The sequence below is a fragment of the Vibrio profundum genome (genome assembly GCF_050337555.1).
Taxonomy (GTDB): domain Bacteria; phylum Pseudomonadota; class Gammaproteobacteria; order Enterobacterales; family Vibrionaceae; genus Vibrio; species Vibrio profundum.
The window spans coordinates 55,427-78,868 of the sequence record NZ_JAKJTA010000018.1 but is presented as its reverse complement, the minus strand read 5'-3'; the positions used below and the strand labels follow the sequence as shown (position 1 = coordinate 78,868).

The following is a 23,442-nucleotide window of genomic DNA, read 5'->3' as shown; positions in this document are numbered from 1 at the left end:
AGGACCTTATTGAGTTTATGAATGATACCGTCTCCTCACCACTCTATGCTGCCATTGATTTAGGCTCGAACAGCTTCCATATGCTGGTCGTGCGTCATGTTCACGGCAGTATTCAGACAGTGGCTAAGATAAAGCGCAAAGTTAGACTTGCTGCTGGGTTAGACGAGAACAATGCCCTGACTTTAGAGGCGATGCAGCGGGGTTGGGAGTGCTTAAGTCTTTTTGCTGAGCGCTTACAAGACATCCCTGAAAAAAATATTCGCATCGTCGGCACCGCAACGTTAAGAACCGCGACCAACATCGATCAGTTCTTAGCGAAAGCGCAACAGATTTTGCAGCGTGATATCGACGTGATATCCGGTGAAGAAGAGGCGGAAACCATTTATAAAGGGGTTGCTCATACCTCGGGTGGCACGGGCCGCCGATTAGTGGTCGATATTGGCGGCGCAAGTACCGAACTCATCATTGGCGAAGGTTTTGACGCCAAAGCGCTCACCAGCTTAAAAATGGGCTGCGTGACTTGGCTAGAGAATTATTTCAAAGATCGTCAGCTGTCTAAAGCCAATTTTGATAGCGCGATTAAAGCGGCAAAACAAGCTCTACAACCAATCCTGCCACAATATCAACAGATTGGCTGGGATGTCTGTGTAGGCGCCAGTGGCACTGTGCAAGCTCTACAAGAGATCATGTTAGCGCAGGGCATGGATGAACTGATCACATTGAAGAAACTCAAACGCCTACAAACTCAAGCGATGCTCGCCAACCATCTAGAAGAACTGGATATTGAAGGGCTAACGTTCGAGCGCGCTTTGGTTTTCCCAAGTGGCTTATCCATTTTGATCGCTATTTTTGAGATCCTCGATATTGAGTCCATGACGTTAGCAGGAGGAGCGCTGCGCGAAGGGCTAGCCTATGAAATGGCCGATGAACTGCGCTACGATGATATTCGTCATCGTACGATTGAAAGCATTCAAGCGCGCTTTCAAATTGACTCATCTCATTCGCAAAACGTCGCTAATTTAGCACAGCGTCTACTCAAGCAATGTGGGCAAGCTTGGCTAGAAGAAGCCCATGGAGAGCAACTGCTAACGAGCGCCGCTCAATTACATGAAGTGGGCCTAGCTATTGATTTCAAGCAAGGTGGCAAGCACGGGGCCTACCTACTAAAACACTTAGACCTACCGGGCTTTACCCATGCGCAAAAGCAACTCCTAGCCGAGCTAGTCGCTCGATACCGTGATTCGCTTACCTCATTACCGGAACAGCACGCGGTGTCTGCCATTAGTGCAAAACATATCCTGCGCGTGTTGCGTCTGGCAGTTTTATTGAGTCATAGACGCAGCCCTGAGTTAGTCGCCGACCTGCAACTTTGTGCCAATGGTGATGAACTCACCTTGTCTATTAGTGGCGACTGGCTACAGGCGAACCCACTCACTCAAGCAAAGCTCACGATGGAGTCAAATCGTCAAACCGACATGGGTTGGCCATTAACTATCCATGCCAGCTAAATAGCTCCCATAAAAAAAGCCCGCTATGCGGGCTTTTTCTTTTATTATGCAAACGGCTACGCCTGCGCAACACCCGCAATCGTAAAACTCGGGTTTATCGATGTCATCTTTTTCACCAAGTAGTTCAACAACACCCCATACAAAGGCACGAACAGACCCAGGCTGATGATCAGTTTAACGCTATAATCCACCAGTGCAATTTCTTGCCAATGCTGAGCCATAAACGCGTTATCACTGTGATAAAAAGCGATGAAGAAGAAAGATATCGTATCGAGTGCATTGCCAAATAAAGTCGAACATGTCGGCGCAATCCACCAGCTCTTCAATTGACGCAGACGATTAAAAACTTGTACATCCATGATCTGGCCGAACAAATAGGCAGTAAAGCTCGCAAGCGCGATTCTCGCGACAAAAACGTTGAACTCAGATATATGGCTAAGCCCTTGAAAGTGCCCTTCATAGAACATGACTGAAAGTAAATACGAAACAACCAATGCAGGCAGCATCACCAAAAAGATGGTTCTACGCGCCAATCGAGCACCGAGAATACGCACCGTCAAATCGGTCGCGATAAAGATAAAGGGGAAGGTAAACGCGCCCCATGTGGTGTGCAGACCAAAAATGGTAAAAGGAATTTGTACCAAATAGTTGCTGGAGGTAATCACAATCAAGTGAAATAGAGCTAGATAAGTGAGGGCTTTACGCAGCTGCGCAGGGGAAAAACTGTTCATTAACATACCTTTTTGCTTGTTTTGGGGGTGAGGGAACCCAAAGTGAATACCTAGTCAGGCACTCGTGCTTAGTTTATTTTTCTCATATTCATCATATGAGCCACGTCTCTCATTTCCTTGCTTAGAATTCGCAAGAAAAATGGGCGCTGATTATACAATAAGCGTTAATGAATGCAACGCAGGGTACACTACCCCGACGTACTGAGCCCTTTCGTGAATAACTGAGCCAAAAACTCCAACTCTTCTTTGGATTCGCCGACAGACAGTGCCTCTAGCCACACCGCTTCACTGTAATGCTCTGCTTTTAGAAACAATTCACAGCCTTCAAAATCAATTAACCAAGTGTGTATGTCAGCATCACATTGCTTGTCTAGCGTTCGCGCAGACAGCAAGGAGATCAACGTACTAGCGAGCTGAGGAAAGGTATCAAAGTCGAATTCTGGCGTCGTCAGTATCAAACGGCCTTGTTCAGGTAAAAACTCTCTCAAACCAAATTGCATACGGCTATTATCCATTGTGAGTAAAATGTTCTTGAATCAAGTCTAAAAACGGATCGGCGTATTTTTCTAATTTTCGCTGCCCGACCCCATTCACCGCCAGCATTTCACCATAAGACGCTGGCAAAATTTCGGCCATCTCGACCAGTGTTGCATCGCTAAACACCACATAGGGAGGCAATCCATCTGCATCGGCAATGGTTTTACGAAGGTTACGCAGCTTAGCAAATAGCTTTTTATCATAATGCTTGCTCGATAACTTATCCTGCTTGGCCGCCCGTATCGCCGTATCAAGTCTTGGAACGGCGAGCTCAATCGACATATCACCACGTAATAGTGGTCGAGACTCTTCAGTGAGCTGCAAAGTGGAATTTCGAGTAATATTTTGCGTCAGTAACCCTTTGTGAATCAATTGACGAAAAATACTCACCCAGTAGTCATGGCTATGCTCCCGGCCAATCCCATAGGTGGACAAGCGATCGTGGCCTTGTTCGCGAATACGGATATTTTGCATACCGCGCATCACTTCAACGACATAACCGATACCAAAGCTTTGTTGCACTCGATAAACACAAGATAACGCCTTCTGAGCTTCTTCGGTCGCATCAAAGTGTTTCGGCGGATCTAGGCACACATCGCAGTTCCCACATGGATTTTCCCGATACTCACCAAAGTAATTCAGTAATACTTGGCGGCGGCAGGTTTGTGCTTGGGCAAACGCATCCATAGCATTGAGCTTATGCTGCTCCACCCGCTTCTGTGGGCTGTCTTCTTTCTCATCCAACATGCGTCTTAGCCAGCTCATATCTGCAGGATCAAACAGCATCATCGCTTCCGCTGGCAAACCATCTCGCCCCGCACGGCCAGTCTCTTGGTAATAAGATTCGATATTACGCGGAATATCAAAGTGCACCACGAACCTTACGTTTGGTTTGTTGATTCCCATACCAAAGGCCACGGTAGCCACGACAATTTGAATATCATCTTTTTGGAAGGCTTCTTGAACGCGAGCACGCTCTTTTGTGTCCATGCCTGCATGATAGCCCGCGACGCGAAGGTGATTGTTGCGCAGCTTTTCCGTCAGCATCTCCACTTTTTTACGACTGCCACAGTAGATGATGCCACATTGGCCCTGTTGAGTGCCGACATAGCGCACCACTTGAGCCACCGGCTTGTGTTTTTCGACTAGGCTGTAACGGATATTCGGTCGATCAAAACTGCCTAAGTGGTGAAAAGGCTGATCAAGCTGCAAGCGGCTCACAATATCATGACGAGTCGCATCGTCAGCCGTCGCGGTAAGCGCCATAAAAGGCACATGACTGAATACTTGTTTCAGCCGGCCTAACGCAGCATATTCTGGGCGAAAATCATGTCCCCACTGAGAAATACAATGAGCTTCATCGACCGCCACCATCGCCAGAGGCAAGGCTTGTAAGCGCTCGATAAAATCCGGCATAAGTACCCTTTCCGGAGATACATAGATAAGCTTCATTTCACCAGCGTGCATCTTCTGATAAACCGCCATCAATTCTTGACGAGATAATGTCGAATTAATACAGCCGGCGGCGACACCACTGGCAGTGAGTTGGTCCACTTGGTCTTTCATCAACGAGATAAGCGGAGATATCACCAAGGTTAAACCGTCTAGTGCTAGCGCGGGAATTTGATAGCACAACGACTTGCCGCCACCGGTTGGCATGATCACTAAGCTATCTTGCCCTATTAATGCACGGTCGATAACATCCGCTTGCCCATCACGAAACGATTGATAACCAAAAATGTCTTCTAATAAACGTTGCGTAGAAGTCGGTGGTACCAAAGGTTGAGCAGCAGCGATAGGGGTCATGGATTATCTCAAAGGAGGCCAGCAATGGGCAAAAGTCAGAAATGAGTTCCGGCACATTGTAGTGGGGAATGGCGACGAATTAAACCGTAAATTGGTCGGTAAATATTAGCCTCCAGCGTATACTGAGCAGCCCATTTCTACCAAAGTGGTCTCAGAGCACTGGGTAGACAGCATTATTGATGTACTGAACCAAGGAACCATGCATGAATCAATCGGAGCAAGATCGCGCTCGCCAAGGCATCTTTTTTGCCATCGCTGGCTACACCATGTGGGGCATCGCGCCTATCTATTTTAAGGCCATTCATATGGTGCCTGCCGCGGAGATCTTATGCCATCGAGTTATTTGGTCATTTTTACTGCTTACCTTATTGGTTCATGTCAGTCATAAATGGCGTGATGTCCTCAATATTCTCGCGTCAAAGAAAATCTTATATATGGTGGCCACTTCCGCCTTGATTGGGGTTAACTGGATGGTGTTTATTTGGGCTGTGAACGCCGACCATATGTTGGATGCCAGCTTAGGGTACTACATTAACCCCTTGCTCAACGTCGTTCTCGGCATGGCGTTTCTAGGTGAACGGTTACGCAAACTGCAATGGTTCGCCGTTGCTCTGGCCACCATTGGTGTTCTGATCCAAATTATCGCATTTGGCTCTGTGCCCATTGTCGCCATCGTGCTCGCAGTCAGTTTTGGCAGCTATGCGCTGCTACGTAAAAAAGTCAGCTTGGAAGCGCAAACGGGGTTATTTATCGAAATGCTGTTGCTACTACCCTTCGCACTCATTTATTTGCTTGGTTTCGCGCACAGTGCCACCTCAGACATGACGCACAATCCCACTTCCTTAAACCTGTTGCTACTGGCCGCTGGCGTCATAACGACTCTGCCATTTTTATCTTTCAACGCGGCCGCAACCAGATTGAAACTCTCTACGCTGGGCTTTTTCCAATATATCGGCCCAAGCTTTATGTTCCTTCTCGCGGTACTGGTCTATGGCGAACCGCTCACCATGGGCAAAACCGTTACCTTTGTATTTATATGGGGTGCCTTGCTCATCTTTAGCTTAGACGGCTTACGCTACAGTAAAATCCAACGCAAGAAAGTCCAGCGCAAAAAAGGGGCGACTGTGTGAGGAATTTACAATACAAGGCGTAAAGATCACCGTAGCCTAAATGCTACATTCTCCACACTGAACACCGGATAGGCGGGGCGCAACACGATGGACAATATACATTACTGCACGACAGCTTATCCGGGGGTAAATCTGATTGACGCAAACTACAAAAAGTTTGCCTTCCAACGCCATTATCATCTGGATTACCATATAGGCTTAATTACTCAAGGCCGACAAAAGTTTCGCTATCGCGGCGTCAGCTATCAAGCTGGCTCGGGTGATGTCGTCATCATTCCCCCCGATGAGATACACGATGGTCAATCGGTTCTGGACTCCGGCTATCAGGTGCGCGTGTTGGCCATCACCCCAGAGTGGCTGTCTCGTCTCGTTGGTGCCTCTGAGCAAGCAATACCTCAGTTTCGCCAGCTTGTGATATCTCAGCCTAACATCCAACATCGACTCCAGCTGCTGCATCAATCACTCGACCACTCACTAGATCCTTTAGCTTTGGATTGCGCGCTCTACGAGCATGTACCCGCTCTGCTCTGTCACAATGGGGAAAGGCAATATATCGAATCGCATCGATTGGGCACAAGATTGCTCGAGCAAATAAAAGAGTTTGCGAGGGCCAATCTAGATCAACCGATTCAATTGGATCAGCTAGCAGCGCTGTGTCAGCTCAGTACCAATCAATTTCAACGCCAATTTAGTCGCCAAGTTGGTCTCAGCCCTTACGCATGGCTGACCCGACTAAGGTTGGAAACCAGCCTGAAGCTGCTAAAATCAGGCGCTACTGGTAGTGATGTGGCGGTAGGCGTTGGTTTTTTTGACCAAGCTCATTTTTGTAAAACATTCAAGCGGCACTACGGAATTACTCCCTCTCAGGTCGCCGTTAGAAGCAACTCATTTGTCACGAATCTACAATCCCACTCCAAGATAACCTGACACAATGGCGCCAAACGATTTATCTGGAGCCGAACAATGCACGAAACCACCATTTTGCTAACCCTAGCTACCGTCCACTTGATTGCCCTCATGAGTCCGGGGCCGGATTTTGCGCTAGTCGTACAAAGCGCTACGCGCCACGGAAGACAGACTGGCCTTTACATCGCATTAGGGTTATCGGTGGGTATATTCATCCAATCTTTACTCAGCATTACGGGAGTGAGCTACGTCGTACATCAGCACCCAACAATGTTTGCTGTCTTGCAGTTTCTCGGCGGCAGTTATTTGTTTTACCTAGGAGTAGGCGCTCTCATATCCGTAATGGCAACAAAAGGGTCCAATACTCCCGATATAACGGCCACTCGCCGAGAGCCTGCATTGTTACACAATAAGCGCCAAGCTTTCTCTCGTGGGTTTGCCACCAATATATTGAACCCCAAAGCGCTGGTGTTTTTCGTAAGCTTAATGTCGACACTGGTTCCGGCGAGTATGTCCATCAGTGGTAAAGGCTTCGCGGTACTGATTGTATGGAGCCTGTCACTACTTTGGTTTTCGCTACTGGCTTGGCTGCTTTCCACCGAACGTCTACAAAAGCGTCTGCAATCTTTGGGGAGCTATATCGATGGGCTATGCGGCCTACTCTTCCTCGCTATCGGCAGCTATATTTTCTACCAATCGCTATCACCTTGGGTTCACTCACTGGCGACTTAGCTAACACATTCACCTTATGAATCTAGAATTTTACGGCACTTACTGACAACCTTTGAACAATGCCGAAAAAGGAAGATCCTATGCCAAGCTATGCTCAATACACGTTCAGTTTCGTTATGCTCATATGGGCCACATCAATCGCTGCTCAACAAGTTACCGATAGTGTCGCACCTGAGCAAAGTACCGGTATTCAGCACAAGGCTATCGTCACAGCAAAGGAATGGATGGTCACCGCAGCTAACCCGCTGGCCACCCAAGCTGGAGCTGACGTGTTAACCAAGGGGGGGAATGCCATTGATGCCATGGTGGCTACCCAATTAATGCTCGGGCTCGTCGAGCCCCAATCATCAGGCATTGGCGGCGGTGCATTTCTGCTCTACTGGGATGCGAAAACAAAACAACTTACCAGCTTCGACGGCCGAGAAACTGCACCAATTCAAGCCAACGAGAAGCTCTTCTTAAACCGCGATGGCGAACCAATGTCCTTCTACGATGCTGTGGTAGGCGGCCGATCTGTGGCAACACCCGGCACTGTGATGCTACTTTGGCAAGTGCATAAAAAGTATGGCAAGTTAGCATGGGAAACGCTCTTTGCATCAACGATAGAAACAGCTCAGAATGGCTTTGCCGTCAGTCCTAGATTAGCGGCCTTAATTAAACACGATCGGCAACGTCTTAGCCGCTACCCCGCAACCAAACAATACTTCTTTGACGACTTAGGCCAGCCAAAGCTTGCCGGCAGCTTATTGAAAAACCCAGCTTACGCTAAAACCCTGCAAGCTATCGCCAATAATGGCGCACGCGCTTTTTATAATGGCGATATCGCACGTAATATCGTGGGTGTGGTGCAAAAAGCCAAAGGTAACCCCGGCACACTCAGTGTGACAGACCTAGAGCGATACCAAATCAAGCAGCGCAGTCCCATTTGTCTTGCCTACGCCAGTTACCAAGTTTGCGGCATGGGGCCACCCAGCTCAGGCGCTCTCACGCTTGGGCAAATACTCTCTATCAGCAATCAATTTGATTTAAAGTCTTGGGGGCCGGACGACCCACGCTCTTGGCAAGTGATTGCAGACGCTTCTCGCTTAGCCTTTGCCGATAGGGGCCTCTATATGGCCGACGAGGATTTTATCACCATGCCGACGCAAGGGCTGCTTGACCCACATTACCTCCGCCAAAGGGCAAAGTTGATCACCCCCAAGCATGCACTAAAAACAGCACTTCCCGGGCAACCGCCTTGGAAAAACTCTCAAAAACTTAGCCAAGATGAATCCATTGAACTGCCGTCCACCACCCATTTCAATATTGTCGATAAGCAAGGCAACGTCGTGTCTATGACCAGTACCATCGAAAATGCCTTTGGCTCGCGGCTAATGGTGGATGGTTTCTTGCTCAATAACGAGCTCACTGATTTCTCTTTTCGCAGCCAGCGCGATGGCAAACCGATTGCTAATCGCCTTCAAGCGGGAAAACGACCACGCTCTTCTATGACGCCAACCATCATACTTAAAAATGGCACTCCCTATTTGGCTATTGGTTCGCCGGGTGGCAGTCGTATCATCGGCTATGTTGCCCAAGCTATCATCGCCCATCTCCAATGGGGAATGGATATCCAAAACGCAATCAACCTTCCACATATATTGAGCCGCTTCAACAAAGTGGAAATAGAGGCCGGAACATCAGCGGAGCGATTTACCCAACCGCTGGAAAAAATGGGCTACACGGTTGATGTCACAACTTTGAATTCTGGATTGCACGGAATTCTCATTAAAAAAGGACAATTGTACGGGGTTGCTGATCCTCGCCGAGAAGGGGCAGCCATTGGCCATTAGCGAATTTGCAGATAAGACGCTTGTCCCATGTGAGAGATCCGCCATGGTTACAGGGCGAATTATGACTACTCACTTTAAGAAAATAAAATCGAAGCTTTAGAAATCATATAGTTACAGAGGCTACAAACGATAACCCGCCAATTTAGGCATAAGTTATTCCAATTGGTTTTATCAACGAACTGTCAACTTCGCTAGTATGAAAGACGTCAAAGGGAAGCTGGCAAGCAAGGAAGAGTTTCATTTCTACGCAAACTTCAGGATGAAGGAAAGGCAGCTCAGGACGAGTCGTCATAGCAAGGAAAGAAATGGAATGGATAACGATGAGGATTATCGTTAGCTAAGGATGGTCAGGACACCGCTAGGACAGCGATGAAAAAGGAAGACACTGCAAGGAAGTCGGTTTTATTCAGGGATTTGATGCATGGAGCATTTTAGGTAGCTGGATTGCTGCTGATAAGTCTACACCCCGCAGAGCTTACGCTCGCGGGGTTTCTTTTTATCTATACTTTTTAGAGCAAAAGCGAGTCTGCTAAGCGCCTTTTTTTCAAAAAACTAAAGCCTTTCTAAACGCGCATAAGCGGTGACCAACCACTTGATCCCGGCACCATTAAAGGCTACCTGCACTCGGCTCTGGGGACCACTGCCTTCAAAATTGATAATGGTTCCTTCACCAAATTTAGGGTGACTTACCCGTGATCCAAGTGAAAACCCCGTCTCATTAAAGCTGGCTTTTACTTGTGTTTGGCTTAAACGCCCAGCGTTGTTTGGCCGACTCACCTGCGCTTTCATGCGCACTTCTTCTAAGCAATCTTGTGGCAGTTCGCGAATAAATCGAGATGGTTTGTGGTACTTGTCTTGCCCGTATAATCGGCGCATTTCGGCGTAACTGATATAGAGTTTTCTCATAGCCCGCGTCATACCAACATAGCAAAGTCGCCGTTCTTCTTCGATGCGCCCCGCTTCTTCTGCCGACATTTGACTTGGAAACATGCCTTCTTCGACGCCAACCATAAACACTAGAGGAAACTCTAAGCCCTTCGCGCTGTGTAAGGTCATCAGCTGCACCGCATCATCAAATTCATCCGCTTGCCCTTCTCCCGCTTCGAGTGCTGCGTGAGTCAGAAATGCAGTGAGCATGGTCATATCTTCCGCTTCATCCGGCTTATCAAACTGTCGGGTCGCCGTAACTAGCTCCGCAAGATTTTCGGTACGCGCTTTCGACTTCTCACCTTTCTCTTGTTGATACATGGTAAACAAACCAGAAGATTGAATAACATGATCAGTTTGTTTGTGCAGCGACATATCAGCCGTATCATCTTCAAGGGCGTTAATCAGCTCAACAAATCGACTCAGCGCTCCAGCAGATCGCCCCGCCAACACTTTTTCCGCCAATAACGCGACACAGGTATCCCACATAGTGGCGCCTCGATCGCGCGCGGCAAAACGAATTGTCTCTAAGGTTTTGTCGCCCAGACCACGTGTGGGCGTATTCACGACACGTTCAAACGCAGCATCATCATTCCGGTTAGCGATGAGTCGTAAATAGCCAAGCGCATCACGAATCTCTTGTCGTTCGAAGAAGCGCATGCCGCCATAAATCCGATATGGCAGAGCAGCTTGAATCAGCGCTTCCTCCAACACACGAGACTGGGCATTGTTACGATACAAAATGGCTGCTTCGGTCAAAGCGCCGCCGTTTTCCTGCCACTGCTTAATTTTACCTACCGTAAAGCGTGCTTCATCGAGCTCATTGTAGGCCGCGTACACAGAGATAGGCTCACCAGCATCACCATCGGTCCACAACTCTTTCCCCATCCGCTCAGTATTATTGGCGATCAAGGTGTTGGAGGCCTGCAAAATCGTTTTACTGGAACGATAATTCTGCTCCAAACGCACTGTGTTTACCTTTGGAAACTCAAGCGTAAATTTCTCAATATTCTCAACTTTAGCTCCGCGCCACCCATAAATGGATTGATCGTCATCGCCGACTATCATTACACGCGCTTCACTACCTGCCATCAAGCTCAGCCAAGCATATTGAATATTGTTGGTATCTTGAAACTCATCCACCAGTATGTGTTTAAACCGCGCCTGATAGTGCTCACGGATGAGCTTTTTATCACGCAGCAGCTCTAAGGTTCGCAGCAAGATTTCCGCAAAGTCGACCAATCCAGCTCTATCACAGGCATCCTGATAAGCAGAATAAAGTTGTTGATAGGTCTGGGTGATAGGATCGTTATAACTATCGATATGCTGCGGTCTTAACCCTTCATCTTTTTTACCATTGATCCACCAAGCAGCCTGCTTCGCTGGCCATTGCTTTTCATCTAAATTCTGCGCCTTAATCAACCGGCGCAGTAAGCGATATTGGTCGTCAGAATCAAGTATCTGAAAGTCTTCCGGTAGATTGGCATCTAAATAGTGGGCGCGCAAAATTCGGTGGCAGATCCCATGGAAAGTACCATTCCACATGCCAGATGCGCTGCCCATCATCAGCTCTTCGATACGGCCGCGCATTTCTGCCGCCGCCTTATTAGTAAAGGTCACCGTCATAATCGAAAAAGGAGAGGCTTGCTCAACCGACATCAACCAAGCAATACGATGCACCAAGACACGCGTTTTACCGCTGCCCGCTCCCGCTAGCACCAATTGGTGTTCTAAAGGCGCGGCCACCGCTTCACGTTGTTTATCATTCAGGCCATCAAGCAATAAAGAAGGATCCATAATCGGCTAAGCTACTGGGTATTTATACATGACTGACGATTATAACCTAAACTGCTAGCTCAAAAGAGAATAAAAATAACAAAAATATCTCTCAGTAAAATCAAAAAATTACATTGAAAACGTTGCCGGCATCCAATTATTCATATTTTTCATGAAAGTTTCCCTGGTCATTTTCTATCCTTTACATAAGCAAGGGCATGAATAACCTTGCTATTTTGTTTAGGATAAACTTGTAAGGATATTAATATGAAAAAGTCTAATCTCGCCGTTACTGCTGCTGTTACCGGTCTGGTCGCTTTAGGCGGCACGCTACTCACCGCTGCACCTGTCTTCGCTGCCGATAAAGAAAAGTGTTATGGTGTGGCCAAAGCAGGGAAAAACGACTGCGCCACTAAAACCAGCTCTTGCGCAGGCACCTCCAAAGTCGACAACCAAAAAGATGCGTTCGTGGTGGTACCCAAGGGGCTATGTGACAAGCTCGGCGGTAGCAACTCTGCGTCGTAGTTTTTTACGCGCATCACGACTCGGTATGCCAGCAATGACGACACGCCGAGTCTGCTCACCTGATTTTGATAAGGAGAGGATTCATGTCGCCTTCGCAGTATCACCCTCAGGTAGGAGTTGGGTTACGCGCTCCTCATCTTGATTATTTTTCTCACACTGACCATGGAATCGGTTGGTTCGAAATACATAGCGAAAACTACTTCCAACCACATTCTCCCGCCCGCCAACAATTGCGACAAATTGCGCAATCATTACCGATCAGTTGTCATGGAATTGGGCTTTCAATGGGCAGCGTAGAAAGAGTCAGTCGCGCACATTTGGCCCAACTGAACGCTTTAGTGAGTGAGATCCAACCTACCTTTGTCTCTGATCACCTAAGCTGGAGCCAAACTGGTGGGCATTACTTTAATGACTTACTGCCTCTCCCCTACACAGATGAAGCATTGCAGGTGTTTTGCCGCAATGTACTTGAAGTGCAAGATGCGCTTAAGCGGCCGCTTTTAATTGAGAACCCATCCAGCTATTTACGCTTCGAGCACTCAACCATCGCCGAATGGGAGTTTCTAGCCGAAGTACAACACCGAACAGACTGCAGACTATTGCTCGACTTAAACAATGTGTATGTTTCGGCATTCAATCACCAATTCGACTCTCAGCACTACATAAGCCACATTCCTGCCAACGCCGTGGACGAAATTCATTTAGCGGGCTTTACCGTCAAAGCACTCCCACAAGGAGAAGTGTGGATCGATACCCATAGTCAGCCAGTATGCGATGGGGTTTGGCAGCTATACCAGCATTGGTTGAATCAGCATGGGCCTCGCCCAACCCTCATTGAATGGGATCTGGATATTCCAGCCCCTACGGTGCTACTCGCGGAAGCGGAAAAAGCAAGTCAGCGAATACAATCATGCCAGTCAACACAAAGGCAAGCATCATGAGCATCAGCCTATCTCAACTGCAAGACCAATTTGCCCTTGCGTTGCAATATCAAGCCACTGCCGAGGAGTGTGGGATTGTCATCGATCACTTTGATGCTGAGGCGCGCATACAAATCTATCGCAACAACTTCATTATTAGCTTAACTGATGTACTCACGGCAAGTTACCCTATGGTGCAGGCGCTAGTGGGAAAAGAATGTTTCACCCAGCTCGCTCGGCATCATGTTTTATCTAAGCCACTGCTAAATGGCAATGTCATCACTTATGGAGAAGGTTTCGATATCAGCATTGCTTGTTTTCCTGCGGTACTGGGAAGCGCACCGTATTTACCCGAAGTCGCACGCTATGAATGGATGCTCGACATCTCACAGCAACAAGCATCAGTCACCTCAACGCCTCCGCAGCTAAGACCCATTCAACAATTGACAGATTTAGATGAAAGTGAACACAACAAACTCGTATTTCACTGCCAACCTGGCCTGCAAATTTTCGAGTCCACAATTGCGGTATTTTCGCTGCAGCATGCTATCCAGCACCATCAATTTGAAGACCTCACGCTTGACCAAGCCGAGTCTGGCGCATTGGTCACCTTCCCCAATGGGGACACCTATTCCTGCCCGCTAGAGTCAAACTGCATTCATTTGATTGCTCAACTACAATCTAATCAGCCATTAGCTACAATCAATCCGGACCTACTTGGCTCACTCAATACATTGATCGAGAATAATCTAGTCGCTGGATTCACTCTAAGCCAATAAGAAGGAGTCGGCATGTCGCCCTCAATAATCAAACTGGTCAATCAATACGATGCCATTGTGTGCCGGCTACAATGCCTGTTTACCCCGCTATTACTGCTGTTCCTGCGTTGGTGGGTGGCTTCGGTATTTTTCGCTGCAGGCATGTTAAAGCTTCAAAGTTGGGACAGCACCCTGTTTTTATTTGAGGTGGAGTATCAGGTTCCGGTGATCCCTTGGCTTTGGGCGGCTTATCTCGGTACCGCCGCGGAGATCATTTTACCCGTGTTCATGTTTTTAGGCTTACTCACACGCCCAATGGCCGCGATTTTCTTTGTCTTCAATGCCATGGCAGTGATGTCGTATCCACAATTATGGGAGAAAGGTTTCTACGATCACCAGTTGTGGGGGTTAATGATTTTAGTCGTGGTTGTGTGGGGACCGGGGATCATTTCCATTGACCATTGGTTGAAAAAGAAATTCGCCGCCGGGCAAACTAACAATTAAATATAGGTTTCGCCCGCCAGTCGTAACGACAGGCGGGCGATGCCTAGGTAAGACAATGAACTGATCTAAGGTCTGATGCCAGAGTGTTTCAGCAGGGCGTCAATACGTGGTTCACGACCTCGAAAACGCTTAAACAGTTCCATCGGCTCCTCGCTGCCACCCATTTCCAATACGTTTTCCAAGAAACGGCGACCTGTCTTTTCATTAAACACACCTTCTTCCTCAAAACGAGAAAAAGCGTCGGCAGACAGGACTTCAGCCCATAGATAACTGTAGTAGCCAGCACTATAGCCTCCGGCGAAAATATGGCCAAAGCTATGCGAGAAACGGTTCCACTCTAAGCTAGGTAAGACCGCGACTTGCGCTTTTACGCCCGCTAAAACTTCCAGGACTTGTGGCCCCACCTCTGGGTCAAACTCGCTGTGCAAAGTGAAATCAAATAAGCCAAATTCAAGCTGGCGCAACACAAACATCGCTGATTGAAAGTTTTTCGCCAGCAACATTTTTTCTAACATATCATTAGGCAACGCTTCACCCGTTTGGTAATGACCAGAGATAAAGCGAAGCGCTTCTTCTTGCCAGCACCAATTTTCCAAGAATTGGCTCGGCAGCTCCACCGCATCCCACGGCACACCATTAATACCCGCCACTGCACCGACATCAATTTGCGTCAGCATATGGTGGATACCATGACCAAATTCATGAAAGAGGGTAACCACTTCATCATGAGTAAACAGAGCTGGCTTATCACCAACGGGTTTATTAAAGTTGCAAGTCAAGTAGGCCACAGGAGTTTGCAACTCACCGGATTCGGTCACTCTCCGACCACGGCAATCATCCATCCAAGCGCCACCGCGTTTGTGTTCACGAGCGTATAGATCGAGATAAAAGCTACCACGATGTGCGCCTTGGCTGTCGGTAATATCAAAAAATCGCACCGACTCATGCCAAGTATCCACGCCTAATCGCTCAACAACCGACATACCAAATAGGCGTCGCACTACTTCAAACAGGCCACTAATCACCGTATTTTCTGGAAAATAAGGGCGAAGTTCCTCATCAGAAATTTGGAACAAATGCTGCTTTTGCTTTTCGCTGTAGTAAGCAATATCCCATAGGTTCAGTTGCTCGACGTTATGCTCACTTTGCGCAAACTGGCGCAATTGCTCCACCTCGCGTTCACCTTGTGGTTTCGCCTTACTGGCTAAATCATTCAAAAAGCCCATGACCTGAGCCGGGCTCTCTGCCATCTTAGTCGCCAAAGACTTTTCGCTGTAGGTAGAAAAACCCAACATACGTGCAATCTCATGGCGTAACTTAAGTTGCTCAGAGATGATGTTGGAGTTGTCCCATTGACCGGCATTTGGCCCACGGTCTGACGCTCGAGTCACATACGCTTCATACAATTCTTGTCGCAAGGCTTGGTTGTCACAATATGTCATTACTGGTAGATAAGACGGCATTTCCAACGTTAATAGGTAACCATCTAGAGCTTTCGCTTTCGCCTCAGCTTCAGCAGCGGCGAGTGCCGATTCTGGCATACCTGCTAAGTCCGCTACGTCAGCAATATGTTTGCTCCAACCCATAGTCGCATCGAGCACATTGTTGGAAAACTGCGAGCCTAGCTCCGACATCCGTTTGCTGATCTCACCATAACGCTGCTGCTCATCAGCAGGCAACCCAATACCCGAGAGCTCAAAATCACGCAGCGCGTCAGTAATGGTTTTTTTCTGTGCCTGAGTTAAGCTGGCGAATTCGTCACTGGCTTGAATGGCTTTATACGCGTCAAATAATCCTTTGTGTTGCCCAACCCAAGTGCCGTACTCTGACAACAAAGGAAGGCAGCTTTCATACGCCTCACGCAACTCTTCACTATTCATTACAGAGTTCATATGGCTCACTGGGGACCAAATGCGGCTCAAGCGGTCATCGACCTGCTCGATTTTTTCAATGAGCGTATTCCAACTCGGCGCCGTATTAGCATCAAGTAACTGTTCAATGACAGCGCGACATTGCTCAATCGCCGACTCGACGGCAGGCTTTACATGTTCAGGTTTAATCTGAGAAAACGGAGGGAGATCCGTAAATGAAAGCAAGGGGTTAGACATAAAGGCGTTCCTTCTGGCAACGATTTAAACGGGTCACAGCTGAGTTTATGAGCGTGTCTAGCGGCGCGTTAACTGCGCAGCTGTCACGTAGGCTCAGCTCTGATAAGCGTCAGGCAAAAATACGTTTCATGGGTGGGTAAGAGTACCTAAAACGTTCTTCAACGCACCCTAGGTGAATAACCGATAGATATAGGCGCTAAGCCAATTTTTCAATGGTGCAAAGCAATTACACCAATGCCTCATCACTGTGCACGGCAATAACCGGCATCAGAAATGAACATCTGTTGGTCACTTCAGTATATAATCCCATGTTAACGATTTGTCTGCCACTAATCACGCTCACGAAGAGCGTTATGAGAGCCCAACTTGCTTAGTTATCGCCACAGTTTTCACGCCGGCAACCATGCCGATGTGCTCAAACACATTGTTCAAAGCCTGATCTTAAATTCCCTGAGCGAAAAGGATAAACCCTTCGTTTACCACGATACCCACTCAGGAGTTGGCCGTTACGACTTGCAACATGAATGGTCAGAGAAGACCGGAGAGTACAAGTTGGGCATCGCACGTCTGTGGAAAAACGAAGCACTCTCTGAACCTGTGCGCAGCTACCTTGCCGCAGTTGAAGCTCTCAATTCAAACGATGAATTGCGTTATTACCCTGGCTCTCCCCGTATCGCTAAAGCGCACCTTCGTCCGCAAGATCGCATGGTTCTCACAGAGCTGCATCCGAGCGACCATCCGCTGCTTGAGCAAGAGTTTCATCGCGACCGACAAGTGAAAATTTTCAAAGAAGATGGTTTCCAGCGCCTCAAAGCGAGTCTGCCACCAAAAGAGCGCCGCGGCTTGGTCTTGATTGATCCTCCCTACGAGCTCGCCAAAGAATACCGTGATGTCGTGCAGGCCATTTACCAAAGCTATAAACGTTGGGCGACGGGTATTTACGCTATCTGGTATCCTGTTGTCAATCGCTGTGATATTGACGATATGCTCGATGGCCTAAAGGCTCTTGGGGTACGTAATATTTTACAAATCGAGCTCGGTGTCTCCCCAGACACCAACGAGCGTGGTATGACAGCCTCAGGCATGATCGTCATCAATCCGCCGTGGAAGCTCGAGCAGCAAATGAAAACCATTTTACCTCTGCTAAAACAGACCATTGCGCCGGCAAGCGGTCACTATACCTTAGACTGGGTTGTGCCTGAGTAAAGTGCCCCAATCTATCTAATTATACGAACAAGATTATGGAGACTGTGATGACAACGCATTTTGATTATATCTGTATTGGTGGCGGTTCTGGTGGCATCGCCTCTGCCAACCGCGCCGCAATGCACGGCGCAAAAGTTGCCCTCATTGAAGCGCAAGACCTTGGCGGCACCTGTGTCAATGTTGGCTGCGTACCGAAGAAAGTCATGTGGCATGGTGCTCAAGTGGCCGAAGCTCTTAACTTATACGCTGAAGATTACGGCTTTGATGTCGATGTGAAAGGGTTCAACTGGAGCAAGTTGGTCGAGAACCGTCAAGCCTATATTGGCCGTATTCACCAATCTTATGATCGCGTGCTTGGCAACAACCAAGTCAACGTCATCAAAGGCTTCGCCCGCTTCGTTGACGCCAAAACTGTTGAAGTAAATGGCGAACATTACAGCGCTGACCACATCCTGATTGCAGTCGGTGGTCGCCCAACGATTCCAGCTATCCCTGGCGCAGAGTACGGCATCGATTCGAACGGCTTCTTTGATCTCAATGAACGACCAAACCGAGTCGCGGTTATCGGCGCAGGCTATATCGCGGTTGAAATTGCGGGCGTAATGCATGCTCTAGGCAGCGACACTCACCTGTTTGTGCGTAAAGAATCTCCGCTGCGCAGTTTCGATCCCACCATTGTCGATACGCTAACCGAAGTTATGGCAGCGGAAGGCCCAGCTCTTCATACTCACTCCGTACCCCAGCGCGTAGAAAAAGAAGACGATGGCAGCCTGACTTTGCACCTAGAAAATGGTCAAAGCCATAACGTTGACTGTTTGGTTTGGGCGATTGGCCGCCACCCAGCAACAGACACTATCAACCTCGACGTCACCGGTGTTGAAACTAACCAGCGTGGTTACATCAAGGTGGATGAATATCAGCAAACCAATGTGGCTGGTATCTATTGCGTCGGCGACATTATGGAAGGTGGCATCGAGCTAACTCCGGTTGCGGTAAAAGCAGGTCGACTGCTTTCTGAGCGCTTATTTAACAACAAGACCAACGCAAAAATGGACTACGACCTAGTTCCGACGGTCGTGTTTAGCCACCCGCCAATTGGCACCATTGGCCTAACTGAACCAGAAGCTATTGCACAGTACGGTGAAGATCAGGTCAAAGTCTATACATCAGGATTCGCCGCCATGTACACGGCGGTTACCAAACATCGCCAGCCATGCAAGATGAAACTCGTCTGTGTCGGTGAAGAAGAGAAAGTGATCGGCTTACACGGCATTGGATTTACCGTCGATGAGATGATCCAAGGCTTTGCTGTTGCGATGAAAATGGGCGCAACCAAAGCAGACTTCGATGCTGTCGTCGCGATTCATCCAACAGGCTCGGAAGAGTTCGTTACTATGAGATAGTCGGTAACGAAAACTAAATTCACCTTTAGTTAAGTCGATACCATCAAGGCCTGATAGACATTTATCAGGCCTTAGTTTTTCCTCACCATCCCTTCTCATGCCTGACGATTTTCGCGATACATTCATTCGTGAATAGAGGACATACAACGCGCCATAATCACGCCGTCCACCCTGCCCTCAAACAAAAAAATAAGAAGTACAACAAAGTTAGGCTCGTACGTTCGGCATGAACTACTGTTTCAACAGACAAAAATGCACAGGCTGTCGACATGTCCCATTATCGTAACCAACTCCCCCACCTCGGTGATAAGCTATATATTACCGATGGCGGATTAGAAACGAATTGAATCTTCACGCAGGGGATTGAGTTACCCAAGTTAAATATGGTCGGAAGTTGCTGTGGTACTGACCATCACCATGTGGAGCAAATTATTAAGCAATATATCCTTCGCGAAGATTAAGCTCAGTGGACATCAAGGCAGCACACCTACAGCACTAAATCTCATAGATCCAAGCATCCATACTTTCTGAGTCAAACCAGTCTTGTTTGCCCGTCTCTAAGTGGTAAAACCTAAACTTTTTTAATGGCGGAGAATATAGGTGCAGCGTAATCAATCGCTGGTTGTCAGACTGCAAATTCGAAATCTGGTGAATATCACTATCCATGCTAGCCGTTACGCTACCTTGCGGATGCACATCAGAACCCGTCGCGTAAATATGCTGATTGTCGGCGCGCATAAATAAGGTTTCTGTCGCCTGCCCCATTAACACTTTGACGCCGCAACTCGTATGCAAGTGATCGTGAATTTTACTGCGTTGACCGTTTAGCCAACTCATCATCAATAACTCACACTGGTCATTTTTGAACAGCTGCTTACGGAAATAGGTGTCTTCGCTAAATTCGACGAGACCGTTGATTTCGTCGCTCGTGAATGAGAGGTTTTCCAATACATATCGAATGGTAGATACAGATAGTGGCTGATCGGTTAACTCCAATTGGCGGACTAATTCTTGAAAACTTAAAGAGTGTTCATGCTGACACATGAACGGAACCAAGGATGGGGAATCTTTCTCTGATTGACTCATATGCCCTCCTGACTGAGTACTGAACGTACCATTCAACCTGCGACGATATTGCTCCATGCAATCATTGGCGTATATATGAAAATGGCTTAGTCATATAGATAAATATAATATTAAATAGAGGCCGAGACGAGAATAAAAAAGAAAATTGCGAGGCAAGCGGATAGCGAGTAGCTTGAAAAGGAGTAAGAGAGTCGTGTCGATGCCGCGGCTAAGAGAAGGAAACTAACGTAATTTTTCCTTGTGCCATCACATCAAACTGACAGGAAAAATCTTCTCGTTTCTTGGCATCTTTAGCGTACATCACTTCCAGTTTCGCAAAATGATCAGGCACAAAACTGACGTTTTTCAAGGATAAGCTTTTCCTAGTATGCCTGTCGACAAAAGCAATCGCTGCTTTATCGAGTACTTCGTGGCAGGCGTCGACCATCTCCTTACTGACTGCATTCTGGTGCACAGCAGCATGCAATTGGGCATCGGTGATTTTCTTATTGCGCTTGGCACAAATACAAATCATGTACACGTCTAAAAGCGCAACAACTTTTGGCTTCTTATTGATGCTGTCTTCGAATACAGCCATTAGACAGGGTAATTTACTTTCATCAAATGCTTGGACTTTAATCGTGCTCATACGGAGGTTTTGATTAATTGAACGCTGAAAGCTTTTTTCCAATTGGGACAATTTTGGTAAGGCTAATTCATCCTTGGCGACACTTTGATTCGGGACAATTTCACTTTGTTCTAACTGGCGAACCATCGGCTTTATTTTTTTATGTAAATCCGCATCTTCAAATGGCTTAGACAACACAAATTTCGCACCCGCTCTCTCCGCGCTATTAATTTCTTCCTTATCGTCAACGGTAGTAATCATCCCGACCTGAATGCTCAGCTTTCTCTTTTCTATTTCTTGAACCAACATCAAACCTGTCATATCGGGCATGTGCCAATCCGTCAACACGATATGAGGGTGCCAACTGCCGATTAATGACAAAGCCTCAATCGCTGCCGAGGCTTTTTTAATATATAAGCGTCGATAACGATACTTTTCCAGCGCCCGCCGAACGATTTCTAGCGTTGCTTTACTGTCATCAACAATAAGAACTCTCACAAATATGAGCAACCTGACACGTTAACCTGTTCAAAGTATAGGCATAAATTTTTGTTAGCAACTAGACTTATCTCTAAAACATCGACAACCCTTACACATTTAGGATTACAGCATGGAACTAGAACAGCTATTGACGGAAAAAGTACTTAAGCTCGTCGCACTCGATGTGGGGTTTGTGATTTTAGCCGTGTGGTTTATCGTGCTGCTATTGATCATCCGCGAGTTCAGGCGCTTCACCCAAGTGGTTGCGGGTCAGCAAGGCGCTGACAACCAAATGTTGGCCCTAGTGCAAAAATCCATCGACAATGCTCTTAGATTTGTGTCAGAGAACGGCAAAACTCTTAACGATTTAGTTGAGGTTCAGCATGCACTCGAAGCTCAGGTCACCAGCATCCAGTCTAAGGGCGAAGAAAACCTTACCGAAGAAGACAAAGCGTCCATCAAACAATTGAACAAAAAACTCAATAAGTCATTTCAACTAATCAAAAAGCTCAAGGGCGATCTCGATAAAAGCGTACAAGGGCTAAAGCGAACTAAGGAAAAGCTCTACAACCAGTACCAAACATTAGAAGGGATGAAAGAAGAAAAAGATAAGCTACAAAAAAGCTTTAACCAACTAGAAAAAGAATACATTCAAGCGACTCAAGAAGGGGGGGCACAAAAATTTGAAAGCGAGAAGAAAAATTTAGTCGCCACCATCAGTCAATATAAACGCCAAATTGAAGAACAAGATCAAGCCATTAAACAATTACAAGAACAGGGGACTGGATCTGGCAGTATGGAGATAGAGACTGTGCAACAAGAGCTCACCCAAGCACAAAAAAAGCTAGAAAATTTGACCAAAGAAAAAGACTTTGTCGAGAAGAAATTTTTGGCTTTATTAAAAGAAACAGAGAAGCCAAAAGAATAGCCAAACTATCAACCTACGTAGACTGTAACTACAAAGCTAGCTGGTAGAAACACAAAGGACATTCAGCTCAGAATTGCCTTGTAATTGATTCACCTTACCACTAGTAAACAAACCGAGTTTATTTTCCCCCCAGTACGGCAAAGAAACTGGCCAATGCCCATTATTCAATTGTTTCGAGGCCAGTAACCGCTGCCATTCTCTGATCGTTGCTAATCCCATCCCCATCTGCTGACAAGTTTGGCGCGCATGGGTGTAATCAAGACGAGTCCAGGGCTTATTACGTTCCATATAATACTCGTATCTCTGGTCGCCTAAAAATGGGACTTGATAGGTCACCCCGTCAATCCGTGCTTCTGCTCGGATCGGCACCGAAACTCTAGGTTTCTCCGTCGGCTGCGCCTCTTTAACTAAACTTGCTTGTTGTTGCGCTCTCTTCTCTCTGGGGGCTGGCTGGCTGCGTTTATCAATCGTAGAAGAGCTATCTAATACCTCACGTAAAAAGGCATCTTGATTACCTTTGATCTGCTGAACACGTTGCAACTCCACTACCGCTTGCTGAAAGTCACGATAAGGCCCAATCAAACATCGGTAACCGTTTGGCGCTGGCCTCATCCAAACATTAGTGGATATTTGTGAATACAGAGGCTTAGCTTGATTTGGTGTCAATGGCGCATCAAGCAAGCCGCATTGAATCCAAAAATAATCATGGTTGTTTTTCGGCGCTCTTCCCCACAAGCCTTTCCCGATTGGGCAGGCTTTGTCGAGCACTGGCAACTGAGAGCTCGACGCCTGACTGGCATCGCACAAAAAGTCAGCGTCAGCATTCGCGTAGGGTAGCCAGCCCATCAGCACGCTTAGTCCTACAGCCTTAACTCCTTTGACTAGAGATTTGGATTCCCACTTAATACCCATACCCTTCTCACATGATAGTAATCTTCTTGACGTCAATTTACTGGCATTGACTCTCATCCGCTGAGATCTAACTTAAAGACATGCAAAAAAAAAGCCGTTACACCATATAACGACTTTTTA

General features: G+C 47.3%; 20 protein-coding genes. 12 read left to right on the top strand and 8 right to left on the bottom strand.

Features of this window, described 5'->3' with window-relative positions:
- The first annotated feature begins 17 nt into the window (after positions 1–17).
- Positions 18–1,508 carry a guanosine-5'-triphosphate,3'-diphosphate diphosphatase gene (gppA, locus tag L4C34_RS16300; RefSeq protein WP_428790402.1) on the top strand — a complete coding sequence of 497 codons (1,491 nt, stop codon included), beginning with the start codon at positions 18–20 and terminating at the stop codon, positions 1,506–1,508.
- 56 nt (positions 1,509–1,564) lie between these two features.
- Here gppA and L4C34_RS16295 read toward each other — a convergent pair whose 3' ends face one another.
- The 3 genes from L4C34_RS16295 to recQ all read right to left on the bottom strand — a co-directional run bounded on the left by L4C34_RS16295 (position 1,565) and on the right by recQ (position 4,582).
- Positions 1,565–2,239, bottom strand: coding sequence for a 7-cyano-7-deazaguanine/7-aminomethyl-7-deazaguanine transporter (locus tag L4C34_RS16295; RefSeq protein WP_428790401.1), 675 nt, complete (start codon positions 2,237–2,239; stop codon positions 1,565–1,567).
- Positions 2,240–2,427: 188 nt separating this feature from the next.
- A complete protein-coding gene (locus L4C34_RS16290) occupies positions 2,428–2,739 on the bottom strand; it encodes a DUF3630 family protein (protein WP_428790400.1) in 312 nt (103 codons plus the stop codon).
- 7 nt (positions 2,740–2,746) lie between these two features.
- Positions 2,747–4,582: an ATP-dependent DNA helicase RecQ gene (gene recQ / locus L4C34_RS16285; RefSeq protein ID WP_428790399.1), complete on the bottom strand. Its 1,836-nt coding sequence runs from the start codon at positions 4,580–4,582 to the stop codon at positions 2,747–2,749.
- A gap of 203 nt (positions 4,583–4,785) precedes the next feature.
- Here recQ and rarD point away from each other — a divergent pair, with 203 nt between their 5' ends.
- From rarD to ggt, 4 genes are all read left to right on the top strand, one after another.
- The gene (rarD, locus tag L4C34_RS16280) at positions 4,786–5,712 is read left to right on the top strand and encodes an EamA family transporter RarD (protein ID WP_428790398.1); all 927 of its coding nucleotides are present in this window, start codon (positions 4,786–4,788) and stop codon (positions 5,710–5,712) included.
- 87 nt (positions 5,713–5,799) lie between these two features.
- Complete coding sequence (locus tag L4C34_RS16275) at positions 5,800–6,639, top strand: AraC family ligand binding domain-containing protein (protein WP_428790397.1); 840 nt, start codon at positions 5,800–5,802, stop codon at positions 6,637–6,639.
- 36 nt (positions 6,640–6,675) lie between these two features.
- A complete protein-coding gene (locus tag L4C34_RS16270) occupies positions 6,676–7,350 on the top strand; it encodes a LysE family translocator (protein ID WP_428790396.1) in 675 nt (224 codons plus the stop codon).
- An 80-nt stretch (positions 7,351–7,430) separates the two neighbouring features.
- On the top strand, positions 7,431–9,182 hold the full coding sequence (gene ggt / locus L4C34_RS16265; RefSeq protein ID WP_428790395.1) for a gamma-glutamyltransferase: 1,752 nt from the start codon (positions 7,431–7,433) through the stop codon (positions 9,180–9,182).
- Between the two features lie 552 nt (positions 9,183–9,734).
- On the opposite strand, the gene uvrD is transcribed toward ggt, so the two are convergent.
- Positions 9,735–11,909, bottom strand: a complete 2,175-nt coding sequence (gene uvrD, locus L4C34_RS16260; protein WP_428790408.1) for a DNA helicase II — start codon at positions 11,907–11,909, stop codon at positions 9,735–9,737.
- A gap of 243 nt (positions 11,910–12,152) precedes the next feature.
- Here uvrD and L4C34_RS16255 point away from each other — a divergent pair, with 243 nt between their 5' ends.
- The 4 genes from L4C34_RS16255 (at position 12,153) to L4C34_RS16240 (ending at position 14,592) form a co-directional block, all read left to right on the top strand.
- On the top strand, positions 12,153–12,410 hold the full coding sequence (locus L4C34_RS16255) for a BufA1 family periplasmic bufferin-type metallophore (RefSeq protein ID WP_428790394.1): 258 nt from the start codon (positions 12,153–12,155) through the stop codon (positions 12,408–12,410).
- A gap of 83 nt (positions 12,411–12,493) precedes the next feature.
- Positions 12,494–13,351: an MNIO family bufferin maturase gene (gene bufB, locus L4C34_RS16250; protein WP_428790393.1), complete on the top strand. Its 858-nt coding sequence runs from the start codon at positions 12,494–12,496 to the stop codon at positions 13,349–13,351.
- A complete protein-coding gene (locus L4C34_RS16245; RefSeq protein WP_428790392.1) occupies positions 13,348–14,109 on the top strand; it encodes an HvfC/BufC N-terminal domain-containing protein in 762 nt (253 codons plus the stop codon). The genes bufB and L4C34_RS16245 overlap by 4 nt, the downstream gene beginning before the upstream one ends.
- Before the next feature lie 12 nt (positions 14,110–14,121).
- On the top strand, positions 14,122–14,592 hold the full coding sequence (locus L4C34_RS16240) for a DoxX family protein (protein WP_428790391.1): 471 nt from the start codon (positions 14,122–14,124) through the stop codon (positions 14,590–14,592).
- A gap of 65 nt (positions 14,593–14,657) precedes the next feature.
- Here the strand turns inward: L4C34_RS16240 and prlC are convergent, their stop codons facing one another.
- Positions 14,658–16,700, bottom strand: a complete 2,043-nt coding sequence (gene prlC / locus L4C34_RS16235; protein ID WP_428790390.1) for an oligopeptidase A — start codon at positions 16,698–16,700, stop codon at positions 14,658–14,660.
- Between the two features lie 366 nt (positions 16,701–17,066).
- Here prlC and L4C34_RS16230 point away from each other — a divergent pair, with 366 nt between their 5' ends.
- Positions 17,067–17,906 (top strand): 23S rRNA (adenine(2030)-N(6))-methyltransferase RlmJ, encoded by an 840-nt coding sequence (locus L4C34_RS16230; protein ID WP_428790389.1) that lies wholly within the window; start codon positions 17,067–17,069, stop codon positions 17,904–17,906.
- A 47-nt stretch (positions 17,907–17,953) separates the two neighbouring features.
- Positions 17,954–19,309, top strand: coding sequence for a glutathione-disulfide reductase (gene gorA / locus L4C34_RS16225; protein WP_428790388.1), 1,356 nt, complete (start codon positions 17,954–17,956; stop codon positions 19,307–19,309).
- Between the two features lie 495 nt (positions 19,310–19,804).
- On the opposite strand, the gene L4C34_RS16220 is transcribed toward gorA, so the two are convergent.
- Together L4C34_RS16220 and L4C34_RS16215 are read right to left on the bottom strand one after the other, a co-directional pair.
- Positions 19,805–20,395, bottom strand: a complete 591-nt coding sequence (locus L4C34_RS16220) for a cysteine dioxygenase (RefSeq protein WP_428790387.1) — start codon at positions 20,393–20,395, stop codon at positions 19,805–19,807.
- 208 nt (positions 20,396–20,603) lie between these two features.
- Positions 20,604–21,500 carry a response regulator gene (locus L4C34_RS16215; RefSeq protein WP_428790386.1) on the bottom strand — a complete coding sequence of 299 codons (897 nt, stop codon included), beginning with the start codon at positions 21,498–21,500 and terminating at the stop codon, positions 20,604–20,606.
- 112 nt (positions 21,501–21,612) lie between these two features.
- On the opposite strand from L4C34_RS16215, the gene L4C34_RS16210 reads away from it, so the two are divergent.
- A complete protein-coding gene (locus tag L4C34_RS16210) occupies positions 21,613–22,410 on the top strand; it encodes a chromosome partitioning protein ParA (RefSeq protein WP_428790385.1) in 798 nt (265 codons plus the stop codon).
- Between the two features lie 36 nt (positions 22,411–22,446).
- Here the strand turns inward: L4C34_RS16210 and L4C34_RS16205 are convergent, their stop codons facing one another.
- The gene (locus L4C34_RS16205; RefSeq protein WP_428790384.1) at positions 22,447–23,322 is read right to left on the bottom strand and encodes an SPOR domain-containing protein; all 876 of its coding nucleotides are present in this window, start codon (positions 23,320–23,322) and stop codon (positions 22,447–22,449) included.
- Positions 23,323–23,442: the final 120 nt, after the last annotated feature.

What these genes read in the sequence shown, in the direction of transcription:
- ggt (WP_428790395.1), top strand. Translation starts at nt 7,431, where the DNA reads ATGCCAAGCTATGCTCAATACACGTTCAGTTTCGTTATGCTCATATGG.
- L4C34_RS16270 (WP_428790396.1), top strand. Translation starts at nt 6,676, where the DNA reads ATGCACGAAACCACCATTTTGCTAACCCTAGCTACCGTCCACTTGATT.
- L4C34_RS16255 (WP_428790394.1), top strand. Translation starts at nt 12,153, where the DNA reads ATGAAAAAGTCTAATCTCGCCGTTACTGCTGCTGTTACCGGTCTGGTC.
- L4C34_RS16245 (WP_428790392.1), top strand. Translation starts at nt 13,348, where the DNA reads ATGAGCATCAGCCTATCTCAACTGCAAGACCAATTTGCCCTTGCGTTG.
- L4C34_RS16205 (WP_428790384.1), bottom strand. Translation starts at nt 23,322, where the DNA reads ATGGGTATTAAGTGGGAATCCAAATCTCTAGTCAAAGGAGTTAAGGCT.
- L4C34_RS16275 (WP_428790397.1), top strand. Translation starts at nt 5,800, where the DNA reads ATGGACAATATACATTACTGCACGACAGCTTATCCGGGGGTAAATCTG.
- L4C34_RS16210 (WP_428790385.1), top strand. Translation starts at nt 21,613, where the DNA reads ATGGAACTAGAACAGCTATTGACGGAAAAAGTACTTAAGCTCGTCGCA.
- recQ (WP_428790399.1), bottom strand. Translation starts at nt 4,582, where the DNA reads ATGACCCCTATCGCTGCTGCTCAACCTTTGGTACCACCGACTTCTACG.
- gppA (WP_428790402.1), top strand. Translation starts at nt 18, where the DNA reads ATGAATGATACCGTCTCCTCACCACTCTATGCTGCCATTGATTTAGGC.
- rarD (WP_428790398.1), top strand. Translation starts at nt 4,786, where the DNA reads ATGAATCAATCGGAGCAAGATCGCGCTCGCCAAGGCATCTTTTTTGCC.
- L4C34_RS16220 (WP_428790387.1), bottom strand. Translation starts at nt 20,395, where the DNA reads ATGAGTCAATCAGAGAAAGATTCCCCATCCTTGGTTCCGTTCATGTGT.
- gorA (WP_428790388.1), top strand. Translation starts at nt 17,954, where the DNA reads ATGACAACGCATTTTGATTATATCTGTATTGGTGGCGGTTCTGGTGGC.
- L4C34_RS16240 (WP_428790391.1), top strand. Translation starts at nt 14,122, where the DNA reads ATGTCGCCCTCAATAATCAAACTGGTCAATCAATACGATGCCATTGTG.
- L4C34_RS16295 (WP_428790401.1), bottom strand. Translation starts at nt 2,239, where the DNA reads ATGAACAGTTTTTCCCCTGCGCAGCTGCGTAAAGCCCTCACTTATCTA.
- bufB (WP_428790393.1), top strand. Translation starts at nt 12,494, where the DNA reads ATGTCGCCTTCGCAGTATCACCCTCAGGTAGGAGTTGGGTTACGCGCT.
- L4C34_RS16290 (WP_428790400.1), bottom strand. Translation starts at nt 2,739, where the DNA reads ATGCAATTTGGTTTGAGAGAGTTTTTACCTGAACAAGGCCGTTTGATA.
- prlC (WP_428790390.1), bottom strand. Translation starts at nt 16,700, where the DNA reads ATGTCTAACCCCTTGCTTTCATTTACGGATCTCCCTCCGTTTTCTCAG.